We start from the raw sequence: 20,890 nt of genomic DNA, 5'->3' as shown, positions 1-20,890 counted from the left end.
GGGCAAGCCCCGCCCCGGGCCGCGGGTTCCCCGGGGCAAAGCGGCGCCGCCATGATGGATCGGGCGCGCAGCGTTCACCCGTCGGACACCCATGGTTCACCCGAAAGCGGCCCCGACGTGGCCCGGGCGGGCGCGACCTGGCCCCGCGGGCCGGCGGCAGGCGCCCGGATGCGCAAGAGGCCGGTGCCCAACGTGTTTTGGTTCGGCATCGCGGGCCCGTTTTGGACTAGGTTGGTAAGGGCTGAATGTATCCACGCGGCAAGGCGTCACGCGGGTGCGGCAGCATTCAGGCAAGAGGTGAAGGGACGGTATGGTGACAGAGCACCAGCAGCACGCAGATGAATTGGTCTCCACGTGGGTTGACTCCCTGGGCCCAGGGGTGGGGACCGACACGTTGCTGCGGTTCGCCCCCTCGGTGTCCAACAGCATCGACATCACCCATGCCCACCCCTCGGGACTGGCCCAGTTCCTGGCCGGGCGGCGCACCCGCCTCTCCACGCTGCTGCGGGACTCGGACCAGTACGATTCGGCCCGCCGCACCGCCGACGCGCTGCGCGGGAAGATCCGCGAGCTCTGGGACGAGCGCGGCATCGACGTCGGCTACCTCTCCGCGGGCCAGGCCAACTGGCGCGCCGTGCACGAGGGCCGCAGCGAGCAGTTCAACGCGCCCATCATGCTTGGACGCATCGTGCTCTCCGTGCGCGAGGACCAGGACGACTTCGAGATCCAGCTCATGGGCAGGGCCGAGTTCTCGCCCGCGCTGCTGCGCTATCTCAGGCGCCAGCACCACCTGGACATCGACGTGACGGCCATCAATTCCGCCGCCTACTCCATCGCCCGCTTCGACCCGACCCGTGCGATGGACGCGCTGCGCACCCAGGTCGCCGACGTCTCCGGCATGGTCATCGCCCACCGCCTGCTGATCTCCACCTTTGCCGACCTCGCCGACCCTGCCGACCCGGGCAGCATCGACATGCAGCACCCTGTGCTGGAGAAGCTCTTCGAGGCCGAGCTGAACCGCGGCGAGCGCGGATCGGGCGCCGCCGCGCGCCCCGGCCAGACCCGCCCCGCCCGCAGCAGCGACGAACGCAACCCGGCCGAGGAGCTGCTGCTGCTGGATGCCGACGAATCCCAGCAGGCCGTGCTGGACCTCGTCGAGGCGGGGGAGTCGGTGGCCGTCAGCGCCCCGGCCGGCAGCGGACAGACCCAGACGGCGCTGAACGCCGCGGGCGTGCTCGCCTCCGCGGGCAAGCGCGTGCTGGTGGTGGCCGAACGGCGCTCCAGCGCCGAGGAATTCGTCACGCGCTTCGCCGGGCTTGACCTGGCCGGGACCGCGCTGCTGCTTTCCCCGGAGGACGACCCCGACGCGCTGCGCGAGCTGCTGACCCGGGCGATCCTGCGCAACGAGCGCGCCACCGAGCCGCAGCTGGGCAAGCTGCACGCCTCGCTGCGCGAATACCGCCACGCGCTGCTTGACCACGTCCGCTCGCTGCATTCGACCCGCGCCCGCTGGGGCTGCTCGCCCTACCGGGCGATGCAGGAACTCGCCCGGCTCTCCGCACTGTCCCCGGCCCCGGCCACCACGGTGCGGCTGAAGCGCTCGGTGCTTGACTCGATCACCAGCCGCACCTCCACCGCCGAACAGCTCAAGCGCGCCGCCGAGCTCGGCGCGTTCGTGCGGGCCTCGGCCTCCAGTCCCTGGTACGGCGCACGGCTGCGCAACAAGCGCGACACCGACACCGCCCTGGACCTGGTCACCGGCCTGCAGCGCGACCTGCCGATCCTGCGCGAGCACATGCTCAAGGTCGCCGCCCACTCCGAGATCCGGCTCGCCGACTCCTACAACAAGTGGGGCGAGCAGCTGGACCTGCTGGTCGCGGTGCGCGGCTCGCTGGACAAGTTCGAGTCCGACATCTTCGACAAGTCGGTCGAGGACCTCATCTCCGCCACCGCCTCCTCTTCCTGGCGCCGGGAACGCGGCATCGAGATGAGCTCGATGACCCGCTCGCGGCTGCGCAAGGTCGCCAAGGACTACGTGCGCCCCGGCGTGCACGTCTCGGACCTGCAGGCGGCGCTCGAGGCCGTCCAGGAACAGCACCTCGCCTGGCACCACCATGCCACCTCCCAGCGCCACCCGATGGTGCCCGCCGGGCTGCTGGACGTCAACGCCGGCTACCAGGATGCCGGATCGCGCATCGACAAGCTGGCCACGCTGCTGCCCGAATCCGTGGGCAGCTCGCTGCGCGACGAACCCGTCGCCACGCTGCAGGGCCGCATGGACGAGCTGCTGGCGCACCAGGGCGAGCTGGAACAGCTGCCCGAACGCACGCTGCTCACCGAGCAGCTCGCCGAGCACGGGCTGGGCGAGCTGATGGACGACTTCCGGGCGCGCAACGTCGCCCCCGAGGCCGTCGCCGCCGAACTCGACCTGGCCTGGTGGCAGTCGGCGCTGGAGGCCATGATCTCCGGCGACGACTTCCTGGCGATGAGCGACGGGGAAAAGCTGCGCCGCCTGGAGGCCGACTACCGGCTGGCCGATTCCGCGCACGTCTCCTCCGGCGCCGCGCGCCTGCGCTGGGCCCTGGCCAAGGCGTGGAAGGCGGCGCTGGCGGACCACCGGGCGGCATCGCGCGAACTGCGGGCCATGCTCAAGGACGGGGAACCGTCGGTCGCGGACCTCGCCGCCCTGGGCGACTCGCTGCTGAACTCGCTGTGCCCCGTCTGGGTCGGGTCCCCGCTGCTGGTCCCCGCCACCGTGCCCGCCGGGATGAAGTTCGACGCCGTCATCCTGCTGGATGCCGACTCGCTCTCGCTGCGCTCGGTGCTCGGCTCCATCTCCCGCTCGACGCAGGTGATCGCGTTCGGCGACACCATGATGGGCGCCCCGAACCCGTTCGAGGTCTCCGTGGATCCCACGGCGCACACGCGCATCGAGTCGGCGCCGATCTCGGCGATGGAAACGCTCCAGGAGGTGCTGCCGCTGATCCGGCTGTCCACCGCCTACCGGGGCATCGACGAGGGGCTCACCGAGTCCCTTTCGCACGACTTCTACGCCGATTCGCTTTCCCGGCTGCCGGCCGCCCGCTCGCTGGGCGCAGGCACCCCGGCGCTGAAGGCCGAGTACGTGATGGACGGGACCGGGTCCCTGGGCTCCGACGGCGAATCCGTCGAGACCACCGTGGCCGAGGTGCAGCGCGTCGTGGACCTGGTCTTCACGCACCTTTCGCGCCGCGGCGAGAAGACCCTGGCCGTCATCGCCGGCAGCCGCCGGCACGCCGCCGCGATCGCCGAGGGCATCCGCGTGCAGCTGCCCAACCACCCCTGGGCGACCAAGTACTTCCGCACCGCGGAGGAACGCTTCCTGGTCACCAGCGTGGACCGCCTGGCCGGGCTGCAGCGCGATGCCATCATCCTCTCGCTGGGCTACGGCCGCACCACCCACGGCAAGACCGTGCACGACTTCGGCGCCCTGTCGCAGCCCGGCGGCGACGAGCTGTTCGTCAATGCGGTGACCCGCGCCCGGGAGTCGATGGTGCTGGTCTCCGCGCTGCGCCCGCAGGACATGGACCTGGCGCGCATGCGCTTTGGCGCCTACCGCTTCCTGGAGCTCTTCGGCCGGGTGCTTGGCGGGGACTCGGGCATGTCGGCGACCGCCACGCCGCTGCAGGACCCGCTGGTCACCGACCTGATGGCCCGCCTGGCCGAGCGCGGGGCCATCGTGACCCAGCACTACCGCGGGGTGCTGGACATTGCCGCGCACGCGCTGGATGTCACCGGCTCCGGCACCGCCGCACCGCTGGCAGTGGTGTACGACGGCACGCAGGGCTACCGCGAGCTGTCTGTGCGCGAGCGCAGCCGCCTGCGCCCGCAGCTCTTCGAGGCCCTGGGCTGGCGCTACGTGCCACTGTGGACCATCGACGTGTTCTCCGACCCGGACAAGGTCGCCAACGAGTTGGCCGGCTTCCTGGGGCTCGACGCGGCCGGCGACGACACTGCCCGCGGCGCTTCCACGGGACCCGGCCCGTCGGCAACCGGTTCGCCACAGGCCGCGCGCCGGGAGTCCGACCTGGCCGATGCATAGCCATGGCAGCTGAACCGGGAGCCCCGCGGCCCAGGAAGCCGCGGCGCTTCACCGCGCCGCCGCAACAGGTCAGCGACTCGACGCTGGTCGGCGTCTTTGAGCTGCCCCACGGCGCCGGCCGGCCCGCGCCCGGCCCCTCCACGGACGCCGATGCGGCACCGGGGACCGCCGCGGCGCCGGGGGAGTCCGACGCCGGTTCCCGCGCCGCGGGGGACGACGCGGCCCAGGAGCCCCAGGAGCCCCGGGCGCCCAGGACCGGGAAGCCGAAGCCGGTCCTTGACCAGCAGGCCGCGGAGGACGACCCGCGCCGCTGGGGCGATGTGGACGACGACCTGGGCGACTGGCTGAAATCCCAGCGCCCGCCGCACTGGGACTGAGCCGCCCGCCGGGTCGCGGCCGCCGGGTCCCGGACGCAGGTTCGCCCGCACCCGCACGGCGGCGCTGCGCGTGCCTAGGGGTTGACGAGCACCACCGACACCTTGCCCCGCTGCGATGCGGTCGAGAGCTGCTCGGCACTGCCAGCCCCGGCCCCCACCACGATCAGGCCGCCGGGCCCGGACCCGGTGGAAACACTCCACGGGCCCTGCCCGTCGGGCTGGTCCTGCGCCCCGGTCCACAGAATCGGCACCGCCCGCGCCAGCACCCGTGACGCCAGCTTGGTCTCAAACCCGTTGCCCTCGGTGAGCACCACATCGACGCGCTGCCCGGCGCGCACCAACGACGCGGTCTGCTCGTCGTCCAGGCGCAGCGGCACGGCCACGGACCCGGGCTCCAGGCCCGCCAGCAGCCCGGGGCCGATGACCATCGTGGGAAACACCGGGGTCCCGGCCAGTACGGGAATTGCCAGCCGCGAGCCGGCGGCCGGCGGCCGGTTCCCGTAGGTTCCCTCGGGCGCCAGGGAGCGGGGAACCGCCTGGCTGCGCAGGTCCTCGGGCCGCAGCAGGGAGCCGACGGGCAGATCCCGGCCGGCCACCAGCACCTCGACGCGTTCCTCGGTTGCGGGGGCGAGGAACGCCAGGGACAGTGCCAGCGAGAGCATGGCGAGCGCCGCGGCCAGGTGCCTGCGGTACTTGGCAAACAGCTCCCTGCCCGAACGGCGGGGAGCCCGCGCGGAGAAGGCCTGGCGCGGAAGATCGGTACGACGAATTTTGGACATGGCTTAAGCAACTCATGGGCCCCACCCAAAAGGGTGGAGCCCATGACGGGACGGTCATGCCCAAGGCCCGGGCGCAGACTGTGCGGGGAGGCGCGCCGCCCCGGATCCTCCGCGGCCGCAGGCCCCCGCCGGGACCGGTCGGCCGTCGGCCGGCAATCGCCGATCGACGCGCGAACCGCCCGCGGGCAAGTCCTAGGCGGAGGTCGACGCCGGGGCGGAAACCTTGCTGCTTGACGCGGCCGGGGTGCTGGAGCTCGTGGTCGAACGCGAGTCGTTGCGGTAGAACCCGGAGCCCTTGAACACCACGCCGACGCTGTTGAACTTCTTGCGCAGGGCACCCTGGCACTCGGGGCAGACGGTCAGGGCCTCGTCGCTGAAGGACTGGACCACCTCCAGGGCATGGCCACAGTCCTTGCAGGCATAAACATAGGTAGGCATATTGATCCTTTCGCACGGGCGTTGCGTGCCTGGCCACGGGGAGGAAGCGCCACGCGGCGCGGCCGGTCACCCGGGCAAGCGACTGTCGGAGAAGTGGTGGGTGCGGGCGCCGAAGCGACCGCCTGCACCAATTCTAACGTACGCTCCCGCCGCTACCCGGTGAGATTGCGCACCCCGGAGGGAAGCGCCACGGCATCGACCCGCTGGTCGAAGGGTTCGACGGGGAAACGCCCGGCGGCCACGAACTCGTGCTCGAAGACGATGCTCAGCAGCTTCGGACGCGGTCCCCGGCCGGCCAGGGACTCGATGAAGCGGTCGTAGTAGCCGCCGCCCTGCCCCAGCCGGTCCCCGTTTTCATCGACCGCCTGTGCCGGCACCAGGATGACGTCGACGTCCTTCATCAGTTCGGGGCCGAAGCGCTCACCGACCGGTTCGTCGATGGGCCCGACGGCGCTGCGGGCCATTTCCACCCCGGGGAACCAGCGAGCCCAGGACAGTCGCCGCAAAGGCTCGCAGATCGGCACGTAGATCGTGTAGCCGGCGGCATGCAGCCCGACCAGCAGGGCGGTGGTGGGCGGCTCGGTGCCGTAGGACAGGAAGAAGGTCAGCGTCCGCCGCGGCGCGTTTTGACCCAGCCACGGCAACAGGTGCCCGGCGAGCCTCGCCATCTCCGACTCGCGCCGGGCGGGCCCCATCTCCCGGCGCAGGGCGCGCAGCTCGTTCCGGGCCTCGTCCTTGGGGTTCATCTCGCTCACGTCCAACAGTCTAGACACCCTGGGGCGAAGGGGCAGGGGGGAGACCCGCGGCGCCGCGGCCGGTGCGGGGCCCGGCGGGCGCCACAGCGGCAGGGCGCGGCCGTCGGGCCCCGGCGGAATCGCTAGGATTGGTGACATGTCCGAATTTGATCGCCAATGGCCTGTCAGCGTGCAGGGACCGCGGCTGGTGCTGCGCCCCCTGCGCCGCCGTGACAAGGCCGAATGGATGCACCTGCGCCGCACCAACGACCAGTGGCTGGCTCCCTGGGATGCGACGCTGCCCGAGGGCGCGGGGTACCCGGCGGACTTCGGGCAGATGGTCTCGACGCAAAACCGCGCGGCACGCCTGGGGCAGTGCCTGCCCTGGGCCATCACCCTGCCGGCCCTGCATGCGAGGCATGCCCCGATCGTGGGGCAGCTGACGGTCTCCTCGATCGTGTGGGGAGCGGCCCGCAGCGGCTCCATCGGCTACTGGGTAGACGCCGGACACGCCGGGACCGGCATCGCGCCGGAAGCCGTCGCGATGGCTGCTGACCACTGCTTCAAGGCCCTGGGGCTGCACCGCATCGAGATCAACATCCGCCCGGAAAACGGCGCCAGCCTCCGCGTGGTCGAAAAGCTTGGCTTCCGCGACGAGGGTGTGCGAAAGGACTTCCTGCACATCAACGGGGCGTGGGCCGACCACCGCAGCTTTGCGCTGACAGCCGAGGAGGTCCCCGAGGGGATGCTCAACCGCTGGCTGGCCAGGACGCCATAGGGTCGGACACCGGGGCGAAAAGCGGCAATATCCCAAATTTGTCCAGAGTATTGCCGGACACACCGGGTTGAATACGGCATCGTGTGCACAAGCATGCTTAATGTGGTTGACGTGGACGTTTCACATTGACAACAATTTTCGGCGGCGGACCCGTCCGCCGGCAAGGTTGCACGGCAATGGAATCACCACGACGGGGTAAATCGGCCTTTTCCGAGCAAGGCCGGGCGGATCCGCAGCAGAAATCAGTCGCCAGCCGACGGAGGAGCAACATGGCACCGGTAGCATCCAACGCTTCAGTCGCGTCCAACTCGACGGAGCAGCCGCCCTTGCGCATCTTTTACGACCGCCTGGCCGTTGCCCTGGTCGGAAGCCTCGCCGTGCTGACCTTGCCCATCGGCGGGGTGCTTGCCCTCGCGGGCGTGTTCTCCGGCTGGGTGCCGCTGGTGGCCCTGGCCCTGGCCATCGCAAGCTTTTCCACCCTGCGCGGCCTGGCCGTGCGGGACCGGCGCGGCAAGCTGCTCGCCCGGCTGGAAACCACGCGGACCCGTGCCATGGAAACCGGCCGCGCCCCGCACCCGGAACCGGTGAAGAAGTCCGCGGCGGTCTTTGACGCCCAGCCGGACTCCAACAAGCGCGCCCCGCGCCTGACCGTCCAGGAATTGCGCGCCGAGGCGCTGCGCATCGCCCACAAGGGAGCAGCCGTCCAGCGCCCCGAGGGCTGGGAACCCAAGCAGATCCCGCTGCCGCAGTACGTCGTGGCCAACGCCGCACAGCGTCCGGCCCCCGCCCCGCTTCCGGCAAGTGCCGAGCTGAAGGCTTCGACCAACGCGACCCTGCGTTCGCAGGAAGCCGCCGCCCGCCTTGCCGAGTCCGTCGGCACCGCCGCGCAGGAGGTTGCCACCCTCCCGGCAGTCCCCGAGGCCCCCGTAGCCCCAGTCGTCCCCGTCGCCCACGCAGCCTCCGCCCCCCCGGCTCCCGTCGCCGGCACGGACGACCACGTGGCGAAGCCCGCCGCCGCGGAGGCAAACGCAGCCCGCGCGGCACGCACCGGAGCCGCCGGGGACCGCATCAATCTCGACGATGTCATGCAGCGCCGCCGCGCCTAACCGGCCAGAGCCTCCCGTTTCGATGAGCGCCGGCGCACCGGGTCCCGCCGATGCGGCGCAGCTCGCCGCGCTGGCGGCCGCGATCCCGGACCTGGTGCGCCAACTCGGTGGCAGCGTGCCCCGGGGGACCTGGGACTACGAGGCGAATCGGGTGGGCATCCAGCATCGGCCCGGTGCCGGGATCAGCGCCATGTACCGCATGCCCGCGGGCACCGGATTCAACGAGCTGGGCGCCACCACCGAGAAGATCACCGTCCCCGGCGTCGCCGCCACCGCGATCGGCGCGGGCGCAGAGGCGCCCGGAATCACCGTCAGCGGATGGATCCACCCCCACGACCCGCTGCTGCCCGACCTGGAGCTGGCCGTGAACCGGGCGCTGGTGCGGCAGACCTGGGGCGAGGGCGACCGGCTGACCGGGCTGAAGACCATCGCCTACCGGCCGCTGCGCCGCGCGGTGCTCCGGGCCACGTTCACCACGCGCGGTCCGCTGCACATCCAACGGACGATCTTCCTGAAGGTGGGACGCCCCGACGCCATCGCCGGCCTGCGCCTGCGCCACGGGCTGCTGGCCGGGACCGGGATCCCCGTCCCGGCCGTGCTGGGACCCGCGGCCCCCGGGGTGCTGGCGCTGGAGGCGGGCAGCGGCGAATCGCTGGCCTCTGCCATCCGCCCGCACGCTGGAGCCGACCTGGCCCCGGAGGACTTCATCGCCCTGCTCGATGCGCTGCCCGCGGGCGTGATGCAGCTGCAGGCCAGGGGTGCCTGGAGCGATTCGATCCGACGCTACCTGCAGGCCGCCACGCTGGCCCTGCCGCAGCGGGCCGGCGAGCTGGAGGAATTGGCGGCCGGGATCGAGGCCCACCTGTCGGCCTCCGAGCGCGGGGAGCCGGTGCCCGCGCACGGGGACTTCTACGACGCGAACATCCTGCTGAGAGGCGGACGGATCAGCGCCCTGCTCGATCTTGACTCGCTGGGGCCCGGATACCGGGTCGATGACCTGGCGTGCCTGCTGGGGCACCTGGCGATCCTGCCGTCGCTGGGCGAGAAGAACCGGGGTGCCGCCGAGGCGCTCGGGCATTTCGCCCGTGTCTTTGAACGGCATGTCGATCCGCGCGCGCTGTGGGCGCGGTCGGCCGCTGTCGCGCTGACCCTGATCGCCGGGTCCCGCGGCCTCGGCAGTGACCGGTGGGAGCAGGTGGCCGAGGCCCGGCTGCGCGCCGTGCACGAGCTGGTGCGACGCGCCGACGCGTTCGCCTGATCCGGTCCGCCCCGCAGCCCCACCCGGCCGGTCCGCGAATCCGGAACGCCGCCCCCGGAACGCTGTCCCGGACCGGTGCGCCTAGTTCGGCAGGTTCTCGGGGATCGGCCCGCCCAGGCCCTTGTGGTGGCCGAAGACCAGGGTGGTCTCGGTGTGTCCCACGGACTCGTCGGTGGCCAGGTAGTCCAGCACCCAGTCGCGCAGCGCCTCGGTGGAGCTCACGGCGATGTGCAGCAGGTAGTCGGTGACCCCGGAGGTGTGGAACATCGAGAGCACCTCCGGCAGCTGCGGCATCTTCTGCGTGAACTTGTCGATCTGCACGCGGTCGTGCACCCGTAGCCGCACCGAGATCAGCGCCTGGACGCTGCGTCCGACCGCCGGCAGGCTGACCTCCGCGTGGTAGCCGGTGAGCACCCCGCGCTCCACCAGCGCGCGGGTACGCAGCAGCGCCGTGGACGGGGCGATGCCGGTGCGCTGCGCCAGCAACGCGTTGCTTATGCGCGCGTCATTGACCAATTCCTGAATAATCCGACGGTCAACGGCGTCAAGTTCAACCGGTTGTTGCGGAAAAGTTGAAGGTGCCATGCTGATATTCCATCACAGTTGTGGGCGCACCGGGAGATTTGGACCCCGGGGAAAGGCCGGGCACACCCTAAAATGGACTCATGACTACCCCCGAACCCCAGGCCCACCGCGGCTTCGACACCCGGCTGGCCGCCTATTGCGTGGTGATCCGCGACGGCGAGATCCTGCTGGCGCTGTGGGACATGCGCGGGCGCGACGCCGGATTCGTGCCGCGCTGGACGCTGCCCGGCGGCGGCGTGGAGCTCGGCGAGGCGATCGATGCCGGCGCGGTGCGCGAGGTCGAGGAGGAAACCGGGTACCGGGTGCGGATCGACGCGCTGCTCTCCGTGGACTCCGGCCTGATCCCGGCGCACCAGCGCTACAGCGGCACCGAATACCCCATGCAGACCGTCGCGGTCCTCTATGCGGCCAGCGTGACCGGCGGGGAGCTGCGGCACGAGGCCGAGGGCACCACCAGCCAGGCCGCGTGGTTCCCGCTGGAGGAGGTCGCCGCGCTGAACCGCGTCGAGCGGGTGGACGCCGCCATCGCGCTCTACCGGGAAAACCTTGACAAGGAAAGCGCCCGATGATGGAGAACTTCCGGCCCCGGCGCGCCGGAGGACTGCGCGTCCTGGGGCTCGGCGCCCTGTTGCTGGCCCTGGCGGGGTGCACTTCGGGCACCGAGGTGCCAACCTCCCAGGCGCAGACGGAACGCGAATTGCTGCTCGTGCAACGGCCCGACGCCACCTCCCAGGCCCTGGGCCACGCCTACAAGGACATCCTGGCCGATGCGGGCGTCAGCGCGCGCCTGGCCCCGCCGGCCGCCGATCCGGTCGCGGAGGTCCTGGCGGGCCGGGCGGATCTGGCGGTGGCCGGGTCCAGCGACCTGCTCGCCGCCCTGGGCAAGCTGCCCGGCGCGCAGGGCGCGGCGGACGGATCGGCAAGCACCCCGGCCGAGGGCGGGGGCGCGGCGGGGCCATCGGACGCCGCGGACGGCCCCGGGGACCTAGACGCCGCCACCGTCACCAAGCAATTGCACGCGCTGAAACCCGCGGGCTTCGCGGTGCTGGACACCGCCGAGGCGGAGCGCACCGGGACCCTGGTTGTCACCGCGGCCACCAGCGCCCGGGAAAAACTGCTGGACATCGACCAGCTCGGCGCGCTGTGCCCGCGGCTGGAATTCGGCATCTCCCGCGCGGCCAGGGCCTCGCTGGTGCCGGCGCTGGCAACCAAGGCCTCCTGCACCCCCAAGTCCGTCGCCGAGCTCACCGACGAGCAGGCACGCGGCGTCATGCCGGTGATCAGCGACGCGGTCCAGGTGCAGGCGACCACCCTGGAGAACGCCGGGATCCCCGACAACGCCCTGGTGGTGCTGCAAAGGGCCGGAACGCTCTTCGCCCCGCAAGCGGTGACCCCGCTGATCACCACCGACGGGGTGGGGCAGGACGCGATCAAGGCCATCAACAAGCTCAGCGCCGCGCTGAAGCAGGAGGACCTGCTGGAGCTGAACCGCATGGTCTCCGGCCGCGACGCGCTGGAGGCCCACAAGGCCGCCGCGGACTGGCTGGCCGACAAATCGCTGGTCAGCGCCCCATGATGACGCGCGGGCTTCACACTCGGCGCACCGACCGAGTTGCCTTGCTCACAGTGCGCGCCCGCCCCCGGCCCCAAATGAGAAAGTAAGAGCATGCCAGAATTCAAGCAGTCCACGAAACTCCACAACGTCCTGTACGACATTCGCGGGCCGCTGCTGGAACACGCCCAGCGGATGGAGGCCGAGGGCCACCGGATCCTGAAGCTGAACATCGGCAACCCCGCGCCCTTTGGCTTCGAGGCGCCGGATGCGATTCTCGTGGACATGATGCGCAACCTGCCGCAGGCGCAGGGCTACTCGGACTCCCGCGGCATCTTCTCGGCGCGCACCGCGGTCTCGCAGTACTACCAGACCCGGGGCATCCAGTCGATCAGCGTCGATGACATCTACCTGGGCAACGGCGTCTCCGAGCTGATCACGCTGTCCCTGAACGCGCTGCTGAACAACGGCGACGAGGTGCTGATCCCGGCCCCGGACTACCCGCTGTGGACCGCCTCGGTGTCGCTGGCCGGGGGCACCCCGGTGCACTACCTCAACGTGGAGGAAGAGGGCTGGCTGCCGGACCTCGAGGACATGGAAGCGAAGATCACCCCGCGCACCAAGGGCGTGGTGATCATCAACCCGAACAACCCCACCGGCGCGGTGTACCCGAAAGAGACCCTCGAGGGGATCCTGGAGCTGGCGCGCAAGCACAACCTGGTGGTGTTCTCCGATGAGATCTACGAGAAGATCCTCTACGACGACGCGGTGCACATCAACACCGCCGCGCTGGCCGACGACGTGCTGGTCCTGACCTTTTCCGGGCTCTCCAAGGCCTACCGGGTCTGCGGTTTCCGCTCCGGCTGGATGGCCATTTCCGGGCCCAAGCACCTGGCATCGGACTACATCGAGGGCATCAACCTGCTGACCAACATGCGCCTGTGCGCCAACGTGCCGGGCCAGCACGCCATCCAGACGGCGCTGGGCGGCTACCAGTCGATCAACGACCTGATCCTGCCCGGCGGGCGGCTGAAGGAACAGCGCGACACCGCGTTCGAGATGCTCAACGCGCTGCCCGGGGTTTCCGTGCAGCAGGCCAAGGGCGCGCTGTACCTCTTCCCGAAGCTGGACCGGGAGATCTACCCGATCCACAACGACGAGGCCTTCGCCCTGGAGCTGCTCAAGCAACAGAAGCTGCTGGTGTCCCACGGCACCGCGTTCAACTGGGTCGCCCCCGACCACTTCCGCCTGGTCACCCTCCCGTCGGTGCGCGACCTGAAGGACGCGATCGGGCGCATCGGCGAGTTCCTCGAGGACCTGCGCGAGGGCAAGGTCTCCGTCTAGCGACGCCGCACGGCCGCCCCGGGGCGCGTTCCCTTCCCTGCCACCGGCGGGGCAGGGAACGCGCCCCTTGCGTGCCCCGGCCCGCGGGCCGGGTCCGGGCACGCGGCGCCCGTCCGCCTGCGCCGATTGTTAAGGCCCATGCCGTACGCTAATCTCCACAAGTCCCGAGGATGAAGGTTGCAGCCATGAGCAAGAAGCAGAAGTCCAAGTCACGCCCCGTTCCCTTTGCCGATGCCGTGGGCCCCGCGCTGGCGGCCTCCGCGGACTTCGAGCTGGCGGGCGTCGACCCGTCCTCGACCCCGGGCTACACCGGGGACAAGGCCGGCGGCGCCCGCGACCTGGCCGTGGTGGGACGCGAACTCGGCGAGCTGCAGGAGCGCTTCTATGCCGCCTCTCGCGCCGGGGCCCCGGCCAAGGTCCTGCTGGTCCTCCAGGCGATGGACACCGCGGGCAAGGGCGGCATCGTGCGCCACGTCATCGGCGCCGTCGACCCGCAGGGCGTGCAGCTGAGCGCCTTCAAGGCGCCGACGGCCGCGGAGGCCAAGCGCGACTTCCTCTGGCGCATCAACAGGGCGCTGCCCAAGGCCGGCTTCATCGGCGTGTTCGACCGCTCGCACTACGAGGACGTGCTGATCCACAAGGTCAGGGGACTGTCGCCGGCCGAGGAGATCGAGCGCCGCTACGGTGCCATCAGGGAGTTCGAGGCCGGCCTGGCGGACAAGGACACCACCGTCGTCAAGGTCATGCTGCACATCTCCAAGGACGAGCAGCGTGCGCGCCTGGCCGAGCGCCTGGAGCGGGCGGACAAGCACTGGAAGTTCAATCCCGCCGACATCGACGAGCGAGAGGTGTGGGACGAGTACATGGAGGCCTACCAGACCGCGATCCGGCGCACCCACACGCAGGATGCGCCGTGGTTCGTGGTGCCCGCCGACCGCAAGTGGTACGCCCGGCTGGCGGTGGCGACGCTGCTCGCCCAGGCGCTGAAGGGCATCGATCCGCAGTGGCCGGCCGCCGACTTTAACGTGGAGGAAGAAAAGCGCCGCCTGGCCGCTTCCTAGTTCCGGGCGACTATCCGTCCCCGGGCCGCTTCCCGGCCTCGGCGGCTTCCCGGCACCCGGGCGGGGAGACTACTCGGACGCGGGCCCGCGGGCCGCATCCAGGCGGGCGGTGGCGCCCTGCAGCCAGGCCTCGCAGCGTGCAGCCAGCGCCTCGCCGCGCTCCCACAGGGCCAGGGACTGCTCCAGCGTGGCGGCGCCGGCCTCGAGCTGCGCGACGACGGCCACCAGCTCCTCGCGTGCCTGCTCGTAGCTCAGCGCGGCGATGTCGTGGTTTGCTGCTTCGGGGTTCATGGGGTGTTTCCTTCTTCCGGGGTGTGGCTGTGGGTGACAGTTGCGGAGAGCTGGCCGCGGGCCAGGCGGACCTGGATGCCGCTGCCTTCCGGGGCGTCGGCGGCCGAGCGGACGATGTCCCCGGAATCCAGCTGCACCACCGCGTAGCCGCGGTCCAGGGTCTGCTGCGGGGACAGCGCGCGGACCTGGGCGCGCAGGTGGGCGATGGAGTCGTGGCCGCGGGCCAGCGAGGTGCGCATGGCCAGCGTGCTGCGCCTGGCCAGCCGGACGACGTCCTCGCGGCGGCCCTGCACCATGGTCTCCGGGTTGGCCAGCACGGGGCGGGCCCGCAGCGCGGAGATGCGCTGGGTCTCGCGGTCCACGTTGGCCCGCACCGCCCGGTCCAGCCGGTTCCGGGCCTGGGCCAGGTTGGCCAGCTCCTCGGCGAGGTCCGGCACCACCCGCTTGGCCGCGTCGGTGGGGGTCGAGGCACGCACATCGGCCACGTCGTCAAGAATCGGCCGGTCGGCCTCGTGCCCGATGGCCGAGATGACCGGGGTGGTGCAGGCCGCGACGGCGCGCACCAGTTCCTCGGAGCTGAACGGCAGCAGGTCCTCCAGGGCCCCGCCGCCGCGGGCGATGATGATCACCTCGACGTCCTCGTTGGCGTCCAGCGCGCGCAGCGCGGCGATGACCTCCCCGACGGCGTTGACGCCCTGCACCGCGGTGTTGCGGATGTCGAAGGCGACCGCCGGCCAGCGCAGCGTGGCGTTGCGCACCACGTCCTTCTCCGCGTCGGAGTCCCGGCCCGTGATCAGCCCGATGCGGCCCGGCAGCAGCGGCAGGGCGCGCTTGCGCGCCTGGTCGAAGAGCCCCTCGTCAAAGAGCGATCGGCGCAGGCGCTCCAGGCGGGCCAGCAGGTCGCCGAGCCCCACGGGCCGCAGGTCCGAGGCGTTCAGCGACAGCCGGCCGGTCTTGGCGTAGAAGCTGGGCTTAACCCGCGCCACCACCCGGGAACCGACCTCGGGCGGCGTGTCCAGCGAACGCATCACCGAGGCCCAGACGGTCACCGAAAACGAGTAGTCGACGTCCACGTCGCGCAGCGTCAGGTACGCGTGGCCGTTGCGGACGTTGGCCTCCAGCAGCTGGCCCTCCACCCAGGATTCGGGGGAGTTCTCGATGTGCTGTTTCAGTTTTTCGCTCAGGACCCGCAGCGGCCAGGGGTTCTGCGGGGTAGTCGCCGCGGCGGTGCGCGGCAGCGACCCTTGTGCTTCTTGTGCTTGCTCCACGTGGGTGCGCGCCTTCCTTGGTGCTGAAATTCGAAACTACACCAACACCATTGATACCAGTAACGTGGGACAAAACGCTGACGCCGGGCACGCACGCCCCGCCGCACGGGCACCAACATGCAGGAGCAACGTGAGAATATCAACACCTTCGCGCAACATCGCCGCCAGCGCCCTGCTGATGCTCGCCGTGCTGCTGGGCACCGGGTCGCTGCTGGGGTCCTCCGCCACCACCCTGGCCGACACCCCCGGGCCGCTGGGGCGCATCCTGGGCCCGCTGGCCACCGACCCCGAGCTGCGCCGGGTGCTGCCCGCGGAACTCGGCGCCGCGCTGGGGGACCGCATCATCCGGGACACCGCGGTGCCGCCGCAACTGGCCGGCCCGCTGCAAAATGCCATCGCCACCGCCGGCGGGGCACTGCTGGACGACCCCGGTTTCCCCGAGGCCTGGGGCACGACGATTGAGTCCGCCCGCGCCGACTTCACCTCCCGGCTGGCGGAGCCGGCACAGGGCGAACAGGTCACGCTGCGCCTTGACCTGGCCCCGCTGCTGGGCAGCGGATACGGCACCCTGCATGCGTCCCTCGACGGCTCCGCCCTGGGCGCCCTGTTGCCCGCGACCCTCTCGATGCCGCCCACCGTGCTCGACACCGGCTGGCCCGATGCGCAGCAGCTCCGGGCCGAAACCCTGAACGCCTGGCTGGAGGTGGCGCGGGCCTGGGGCTGGATGCTCGCCGGGGCCGTGGTGGCCGCCGCGGCCGGACTGCTGCTGGCCACCCGGGGCGGGCGGCCATGGGCGGTGCTCGCCGGCGGGTCCACGGCACTGGCATTGGGCGGCGCCGCGCGGCTGTGGTTCGGCAACCTCGGGACGGGGAATGCCACCGCACAGGCCTCCGGCCTGGAGAGCTTGGTCACCGGCCGGGTGCTTGCCGCACTGGGGGAAGAAGTGGGCACACTCGCCACGATCCTGGGCGGCGGCGGCATCGTGCTGGTGATCGCGGGGATCGGGTGGGCCATCTGGGCCGCCCGCGGGGAGCGGACCCCGAGACGCGGCTAGGCCGGTGGCGGAATCCACACCGCCGATTTTGCCCGCCCCAGTAGACTTGGACCCATGGCTACCAGTTCCACCGTTCAGGTCTCCCTTCCGATGCCCAAGATCCCGCGCACCCGTCGCAGCCCGGCGGAAATCGCCGCCGCGGCGCCGATCCAGGGCGAGCGCAACGTCCTGCTGGCCGCCCCGCGCGGCTACTGCGCCGGCGTCGACCGCGCGGTCATTGCGGTGGAAAAGGCGCTGGAGCACTACGGCGCCCCGGTCTACGTCCGCAAGCAGATCGTCCACAACCTGCACGTCGTTTCCACGCTCGAGGCCCGCGGCGCCATCTTCGTGGAGGAAAACGAGGAAGTGCCCGAGGGCGCGCTGGTTGTCTTCTCCGCCCACGGCGTGTCCCCGGCCGTGGTGCAGTCGGCCGCGGACCGCGGCCTGCGCACCATCGACGCGACCTGCCCGCTGGTCACCAAGGTGCACAAGGAAGCGGTGCGCTTCGCCAAGGACGACTACGAGATCCTGCTGATCGGGCACGAGGGCCACGAAGAGGTCGAGGGCACCTACGGCGAGGCCCCGGAGCACACGCAGATCGTGAACAATCCAGACGAGGCCGACACCATCGAGGTCACGAACCCCGACAAGCTCATCTGGCTCTCGCAGACCACGCTCAGCGTCGACGAGACCATGGAGACGGTGCGCCGCCTGCGCGCCCGCTTCCCGAAGCTGCAGGATCCGCCCAGCGACGACATCTGCTATGCCACGACCAACCGCCAGGACGCGATCAAGGCCATCGCCCCGAAGAGCGACCTGGTCATCGTCGTCGGCTCCTCGAACTCCTCGAACTCGGTGCGCCTGGTGGAGGTTGCCCTTGAATACGGGGCGAAGGCCGCCCACCGCGTGGACTATGCCTCGGAGGTCGACGAGTCCTGGTTCGAGGGCGTGGCAACCGTCGGGGTGACCTCCGGCGCCTCGGTTCCCGAGGTCCTGGTCCGCGACGTGCTGGCACTGCTCGCCGAGTACGGTTACGGCAGCGTCGAGGAAGTCACCACGGCGCAGGAAGACATCCTCTTCTCGCTGCCCAAGGAGATCCGCGCCAAGCTCAAGGAAGCCGGGGACGACTCCCGCGGCCCGGGCGGGCGCATCACCAAGTCGGACATCAGCAGCTAGCCTCCCCGGAGCGGCACCCCCACCGGGGACCGCACCTGTGAACAGTGGCGTGGCGCCCTCGCAATAGGCGGGCGCCACGCCACTGCCGCCCGGCCACGCGCGGGCGCCGCCGGGACCCTCGCGTCCATCGCAAAACGGCGCCAGCAAGCACCGACACTTATTGGACGGTAGACTCTACTTCCGTGGCTCTTACAATCGGAATCGTCGGACTGCCCAATGTCGGCAAGTCAACAATGTTCAATGCTCTTACCCGCGCGCAGGTCCTCGCGGCCAACTACCCTTTCGCGACCATCGAACCCAACGTGGGTGTCGTGCCGTTGCCCGATGCCCGGCTGAAGGTGCTCGCGTCGATTTTCGGCTCCGAGCGCATCCTGCCGGCAACCGTGTCCTTCGTGGACATCGCCGGCATCGTCAAGGGTGCCTCGGAAGGTGAGGGCCTGGGCAACAAGTTCCTGGCCAACATCCGCGAGGCCGAGGCGATCTGCCAGGTGACGCGCGTCTTCTCGGACCCCGACGTGATCCACGTCGACGGCAAGGTCGACCCGGCCTCGGATATCGAGACGATCGCCACCGAGCTGATCCTCGCCGACATGCAGACCATCGAGAACCAGCTGCCGCGCCTCGAGAAGGAGCTGCGCGCCAAGAAGATCGAGGCTTCCTTCATCGACGTGGTCAAGGCCGCGCAGAAGGTCCTCGAGGAGGGCAAGACCCTCTACTCCGCCGGCAAGGCGGCAGGCATCGACATCGAAGAGCTGGCCCCGCTGCAGCTGATGACCACCAAGCCCTTCATCTACGTCTTCAACACCGACGAGGAAGGCCTGGCCAACACCGAGATGCAGGCCGAGCTTTCCGCACTGGTCGCACCGGCCGAGGCCATCTTCCTTGATGCGCAGTTCGAATCCGAGCTGGCCGAGCTGACCGAGGAAGAAGCCGAGGAAATGCTGGAGGACGCCGGCTACACCGAGTCCGGCCTCGACAAGCTGGCACGCGTGGGCTTCGACACCCTGGGGCTGCAGACCTACCTGACCGCAGGACCGAAGGAAACCCGCGCCTGGACCATCCCCAAGGGCGCCACCGCCCCGCAGGCCGCTGGCGTCATCCACACCGACTTCCAGCGCGGCTTCATCAAGGCCGAGGTCTTCGGCTTCGAGGAATTGGTCGAGGCCGGATCCGTCGCCGCGGCCAAGTCCGCCGGCAAGGCGCGCATCGAAGGCAAGGAATACATCATGAAGGACGGCGACGTGGTGGAGTTCCGCTTCAACGTCTAGTTCCCGGCATGGAGAAATGGCGCAACTCGAGAGAGTTGCGCCATTTCTGCGTTCAGGCGGCTATCCCGCGAAGCGACCTGCGGCAGGGACAGCATCGGCTGGCCATCATGCCATACTCCGGAGGACAAGTACCCGATCCGGAAACACTTGATTCGTGGCGCAGATCCAACCAAACGGAGTATCTGTGCCATTAGCCACCCATGATTCCGGTGATTTCGCTGCATTGGGCTTCATTGTCCGCTGAAACCGCAGGATGTCCATCGCAACCATTGGTTGTTTTAGTGTCCCGAAGCATGTTTCCTATAGTCAGCACTCTATTCGGAAAGGACAGCAGTTCGCAGGCACGTTTTCTCCAAGTGAAGGATTTCTCATGAACATGGAAAGTTTCGATTGGACGGGCATGGCACAAAAAGTTGCCATCGCCGTAATAATCCTGCTGGTGACTTGGCTGTTGGCCAAGTTGGTCAAGTGGGCCATTGGAAAACTCGTGGGGCGGGTTAAAGGGTTGCAGCGTCAAGGCAACGACGGACAACAACTGGGGGAATCACTCGGCAAAATTGCGGCACTGATCATCTGGCTCTTTGGGCTCGTTGCCATCCTGCAAGTCTTTGCACTCTCCGAGGTCTTGACCCCGGTGCAGGATCTGCTCGGCAAGGTCATGGCCTTCATCCCGAACCTCATTGGTGCGGGAATCATCTTCTTCATCGGGTACATGATCGCCAAGATCGTGCGGCAACTGGTGACCACGGCATTGGGTACCATCGATTTCAGCAGAATCACTGCCAGGTTCCGGCGCGGGACGGAAGAAGTCGACCCCGTCGCGACACGTGAACAGAACGCCAAGATCATCTCGGTCATTGGAAACCTGCTCTTTGCCATCATCATCATCGTGGTGGGCATTAGTGCCCTCCAGGTTTTGGGAATCGCTGCCATTTCGGATCCGGCCCAGCAGATGCTGACGATGATCATGAACGCGATCCCGCAAATCATCGCCGCGCTGATCTTGCTGGCCATTGGTTATATCATCGCCAAATTTGTCGGAACGATCCTGGAAAGCACACTTCAGGGAATCGGAACCGACTCGGTGGTGCACAGGTGGGGAATTGTCCCCGCCGACCGGAGTGCCTCGGGCATCATCGCGCTGCTGGTGAAGATCGCCATCATGTTGTTCTTCGGCATCATGGCGGCACGGCAGCTGAACTTCCCTGAAGTCACCAATATCCTCAACCAGATCCTGGCCCTTGGCGGCAGCGTGCTGTTCGGCGGGTTGATCATCGCGGCGGGATTCCTGATCGCCAACATCGTGGTCAAGATCGTCGGACCGGGAACGGCCGCCACGGTGATCCGTTGGGCCACCATCGCACTGTTCATCGCGATGGGCCTGAAGTACATGGGCATAGCCGATTCCATCATCAACATGGCCTTTGGCGCGGTGGTCATCGGCGGAGCGTTGGCCGCGGCACTGGCCTACGGCCTGGGTGGACGCGAAGCTGCCGCCCGGTCGCTGCAGAAGCTGGAAAATAAGCAGCCGCCGCCGGTTCCTCCGGCCCACGCCGGACCGGTCAACCCGATGGGCTAGGCATCGACAACAGGTGACGGCGGCGCAGGTTCGCCGTACGGCACCGGCAGGGCGGTTTCGGGAATTACTTCCGAAGCCGCCCTGCTTTATGCCGCGGGAGAGACGCACAGCGCGTGCCTGCCCATTGTGCCGCGCCGACCAAAACGGGGCCGCTCGGGCCCACCGCAAGTGCCGCAGCCTAG

The 20,890-nt window shown here is 69.7% G+C and carries 19 protein-coding genes; 13 read left to right on the top strand and 6 right to left on the bottom strand.

Annotation, left to right across the window (positions count from 1 at the left end; translation table 11 throughout):
* Nucleotides 1-310: 310 nt before the first annotated feature.
* Both AC6CHY_RS04115 and AC6CHY_RS04110 read left to right on the top strand, forming a co-directional pair.
* A complete protein-coding gene (locus AC6CHY_RS04115; protein ID WP_498225605.1) occupies nucleotides 311-4,081 on the top strand; it encodes a DNA helicase in 3,771 nt (1,256 codons plus the stop codon).
* A 2-nt stretch (nucleotides 4,082-4,083) separates the two neighbouring features.
* Complete coding sequence (locus AC6CHY_RS04110; protein WP_498225604.1) at nucleotides 4,084-4,458, top strand: hypothetical protein; 375 nt, start codon at nucleotides 4,084-4,086, stop codon at nucleotides 4,456-4,458.
* A 74-nt stretch (nucleotides 4,459-4,532) separates the two neighbouring features.
* Here the strand turns inward: AC6CHY_RS04110 and cpaB are convergent, their stop codons facing one another.
* The 3 genes from cpaB to AC6CHY_RS04095 form a co-directional block, all read right to left on the bottom strand.
* Complete coding sequence (cpaB, locus tag AC6CHY_RS04105) at nucleotides 4,533-5,237, bottom strand: Flp pilus assembly protein CpaB (protein ID WP_498225603.1); 705 nt, start codon at nucleotides 5,235-5,237, stop codon at nucleotides 4,533-4,535.
* Between the two features lie 192 nt (nucleotides 5,238-5,429).
* Entirely contained in the window at nucleotides 5,430-5,675 is a 246-nt protein-coding gene (locus AC6CHY_RS04100) for an FmdB family zinc ribbon protein (RefSeq protein WP_498225602.1), read from the bottom strand.
* A 152-nt stretch (nucleotides 5,676-5,827) separates the two neighbouring features.
* Nucleotides 5,828-6,421 (bottom strand): 5-formyltetrahydrofolate cyclo-ligase, encoded by a 594-nt coding sequence (locus AC6CHY_RS04095; protein WP_498225763.1) that lies wholly within the window; start codon nucleotides 6,419-6,421, stop codon nucleotides 5,828-5,830.
* 145 nt (nucleotides 6,422-6,566) lie between these two features.
* Between AC6CHY_RS04095 and AC6CHY_RS04090 the strand changes: the two genes are divergently transcribed.
* The 3 genes from AC6CHY_RS04090 to AC6CHY_RS04080 all read left to right on the top strand — a co-directional run bounded on the left by AC6CHY_RS04090 (nucleotide 6,567) and on the right by AC6CHY_RS04080 (nucleotide 9,551).
* Complete coding sequence (locus AC6CHY_RS04090; protein ID WP_498225601.1) at nucleotides 6,567-7,187, top strand: GNAT family N-acetyltransferase; 621 nt, start codon at nucleotides 6,567-6,569, stop codon at nucleotides 7,185-7,187.
* 269 nt (nucleotides 7,188-7,456) lie between these two features.
* Nucleotides 7,457-8,293 carry a hypothetical protein gene (locus AC6CHY_RS04085; RefSeq protein ID WP_498225600.1) on the top strand — a complete coding sequence of 279 codons (837 nt, stop codon included), beginning with the start codon at nucleotides 7,457-7,459 and terminating at the stop codon, nucleotides 8,291-8,293.
* Between the two features lie 22 nt (nucleotides 8,294-8,315).
* Nucleotides 8,316-9,551, top strand: a complete 1,236-nt coding sequence (locus AC6CHY_RS04080) for a phosphotransferase (RefSeq protein WP_498225599.1) — start codon at nucleotides 8,316-8,318, stop codon at nucleotides 9,549-9,551.
* 81 nt (nucleotides 9,552-9,632) lie between these two features.
* On the opposite strand, the gene AC6CHY_RS04075 is transcribed toward AC6CHY_RS04080, so the two are convergent.
* Nucleotides 9,633-10,136 (bottom strand): Lrp/AsnC family transcriptional regulator, encoded by a 504-nt coding sequence (locus AC6CHY_RS04075; protein WP_217389031.1) that lies wholly within the window; start codon nucleotides 10,134-10,136, stop codon nucleotides 9,633-9,635.
* Nucleotides 10,137-10,216: 80 nt separating this feature from the next.
* On the opposite strand from AC6CHY_RS04075, the gene AC6CHY_RS04070 reads away from it, so the two are divergent.
* From AC6CHY_RS04070 to AC6CHY_RS04055, 4 genes are all read left to right on the top strand, one after another.
* Complete coding sequence (locus AC6CHY_RS04070; RefSeq protein ID WP_498225597.1) at nucleotides 10,217-10,705, top strand: NUDIX hydrolase; 489 nt, start codon at nucleotides 10,217-10,219, stop codon at nucleotides 10,703-10,705.
* Nucleotides 10,702-11,712 (top strand): glycine betaine ABC transporter substrate-binding protein, encoded by a 1,011-nt coding sequence (locus tag AC6CHY_RS04065; protein WP_498225595.1) that lies wholly within the window; start codon nucleotides 10,702-10,704, stop codon nucleotides 11,710-11,712. The genes AC6CHY_RS04070 and AC6CHY_RS04065 overlap by 4 nt, the downstream gene beginning before the upstream one ends.
* Nucleotides 11,713-11,802: 90 nt before the next feature.
* Complete coding sequence (locus AC6CHY_RS04060; protein WP_217389034.1) at nucleotides 11,803-13,032, top strand: pyridoxal phosphate-dependent aminotransferase; 1,230 nt, start codon at nucleotides 11,803-11,805, stop codon at nucleotides 13,030-13,032.
* 185 nt (nucleotides 13,033-13,217) lie between these two features.
* Entirely contained in the window at nucleotides 13,218-14,093 is an 876-nt protein-coding gene (locus AC6CHY_RS04055) for a PPK2 family polyphosphate kinase (protein ID WP_498225593.1), read from the top strand.
* Nucleotides 14,094-14,162: 69 nt separating this feature from the next.
* Here the strand turns inward: AC6CHY_RS04055 and AC6CHY_RS04050 are convergent, their stop codons facing one another.
* The gene (locus tag AC6CHY_RS04050; RefSeq protein ID WP_217389036.1) at nucleotides 14,163-14,384 is read right to left on the bottom strand and encodes an exodeoxyribonuclease VII small subunit; all 222 of its coding nucleotides are present in this window, start codon (nucleotides 14,382-14,384) and stop codon (nucleotides 14,163-14,165) included.
* Nucleotides 14,381-15,652, bottom strand: a complete 1,272-nt coding sequence (xseA, locus tag AC6CHY_RS04045) for an exodeoxyribonuclease VII large subunit (RefSeq protein ID WP_498225591.1) — start codon at nucleotides 15,650-15,652, stop codon at nucleotides 14,381-14,383. The genes AC6CHY_RS04050 and xseA overlap by 4 nt, the downstream gene beginning before the upstream one ends.
* 130 nt (nucleotides 15,653-15,782) lie before the next feature.
* Between xseA and AC6CHY_RS04040 the strand changes: the two genes are divergently transcribed.
* The 4 genes from AC6CHY_RS04040 to AC6CHY_RS04025 all read left to right on the top strand — a co-directional run bounded on the left by AC6CHY_RS04040 (nucleotide 15,783) and on the right by AC6CHY_RS04025 (nucleotide 20,708).
* On the top strand, nucleotides 15,783-16,706 hold the full coding sequence (locus AC6CHY_RS04040; RefSeq protein ID WP_498225590.1) for a hypothetical protein: 924 nt from the start codon (nucleotides 15,783-15,785) through the stop codon (nucleotides 16,704-16,706).
* 54 nt (nucleotides 16,707-16,760) lie between these two features.
* Nucleotides 16,761-17,861, top strand: a complete 1,101-nt coding sequence (locus AC6CHY_RS04035) for a 4-hydroxy-3-methylbut-2-enyl diphosphate reductase (protein WP_498225588.1) — start codon at nucleotides 16,761-16,763, stop codon at nucleotides 17,859-17,861.
* 182 nt (nucleotides 17,862-18,043) lie between these two features.
* Complete coding sequence (ychF, locus tag AC6CHY_RS04030; protein WP_217389040.1) at nucleotides 18,044-19,129, top strand: redox-regulated ATPase YchF; 1,086 nt, start codon at nucleotides 18,044-18,046, stop codon at nucleotides 19,127-19,129.
* Nucleotides 19,130-19,382: 253 nt separating this feature from the next.
* The gene (locus AC6CHY_RS04025; RefSeq protein ID WP_498225587.1) at nucleotides 19,383-20,708 is read left to right on the top strand and encodes a mechanosensitive ion channel; all 1,326 of its coding nucleotides are present in this window, start codon (nucleotides 19,383-19,385) and stop codon (nucleotides 20,706-20,708) included.
* The last annotated feature ends 182 nt before the right edge of the window (nucleotides 20,709-20,890 follow it).

Source organism: Paeniglutamicibacter sp. GQ140 (assembly GCF_059759235.1).
This window is presented reverse-complemented; position numbering and strand designations above follow the sequence as displayed.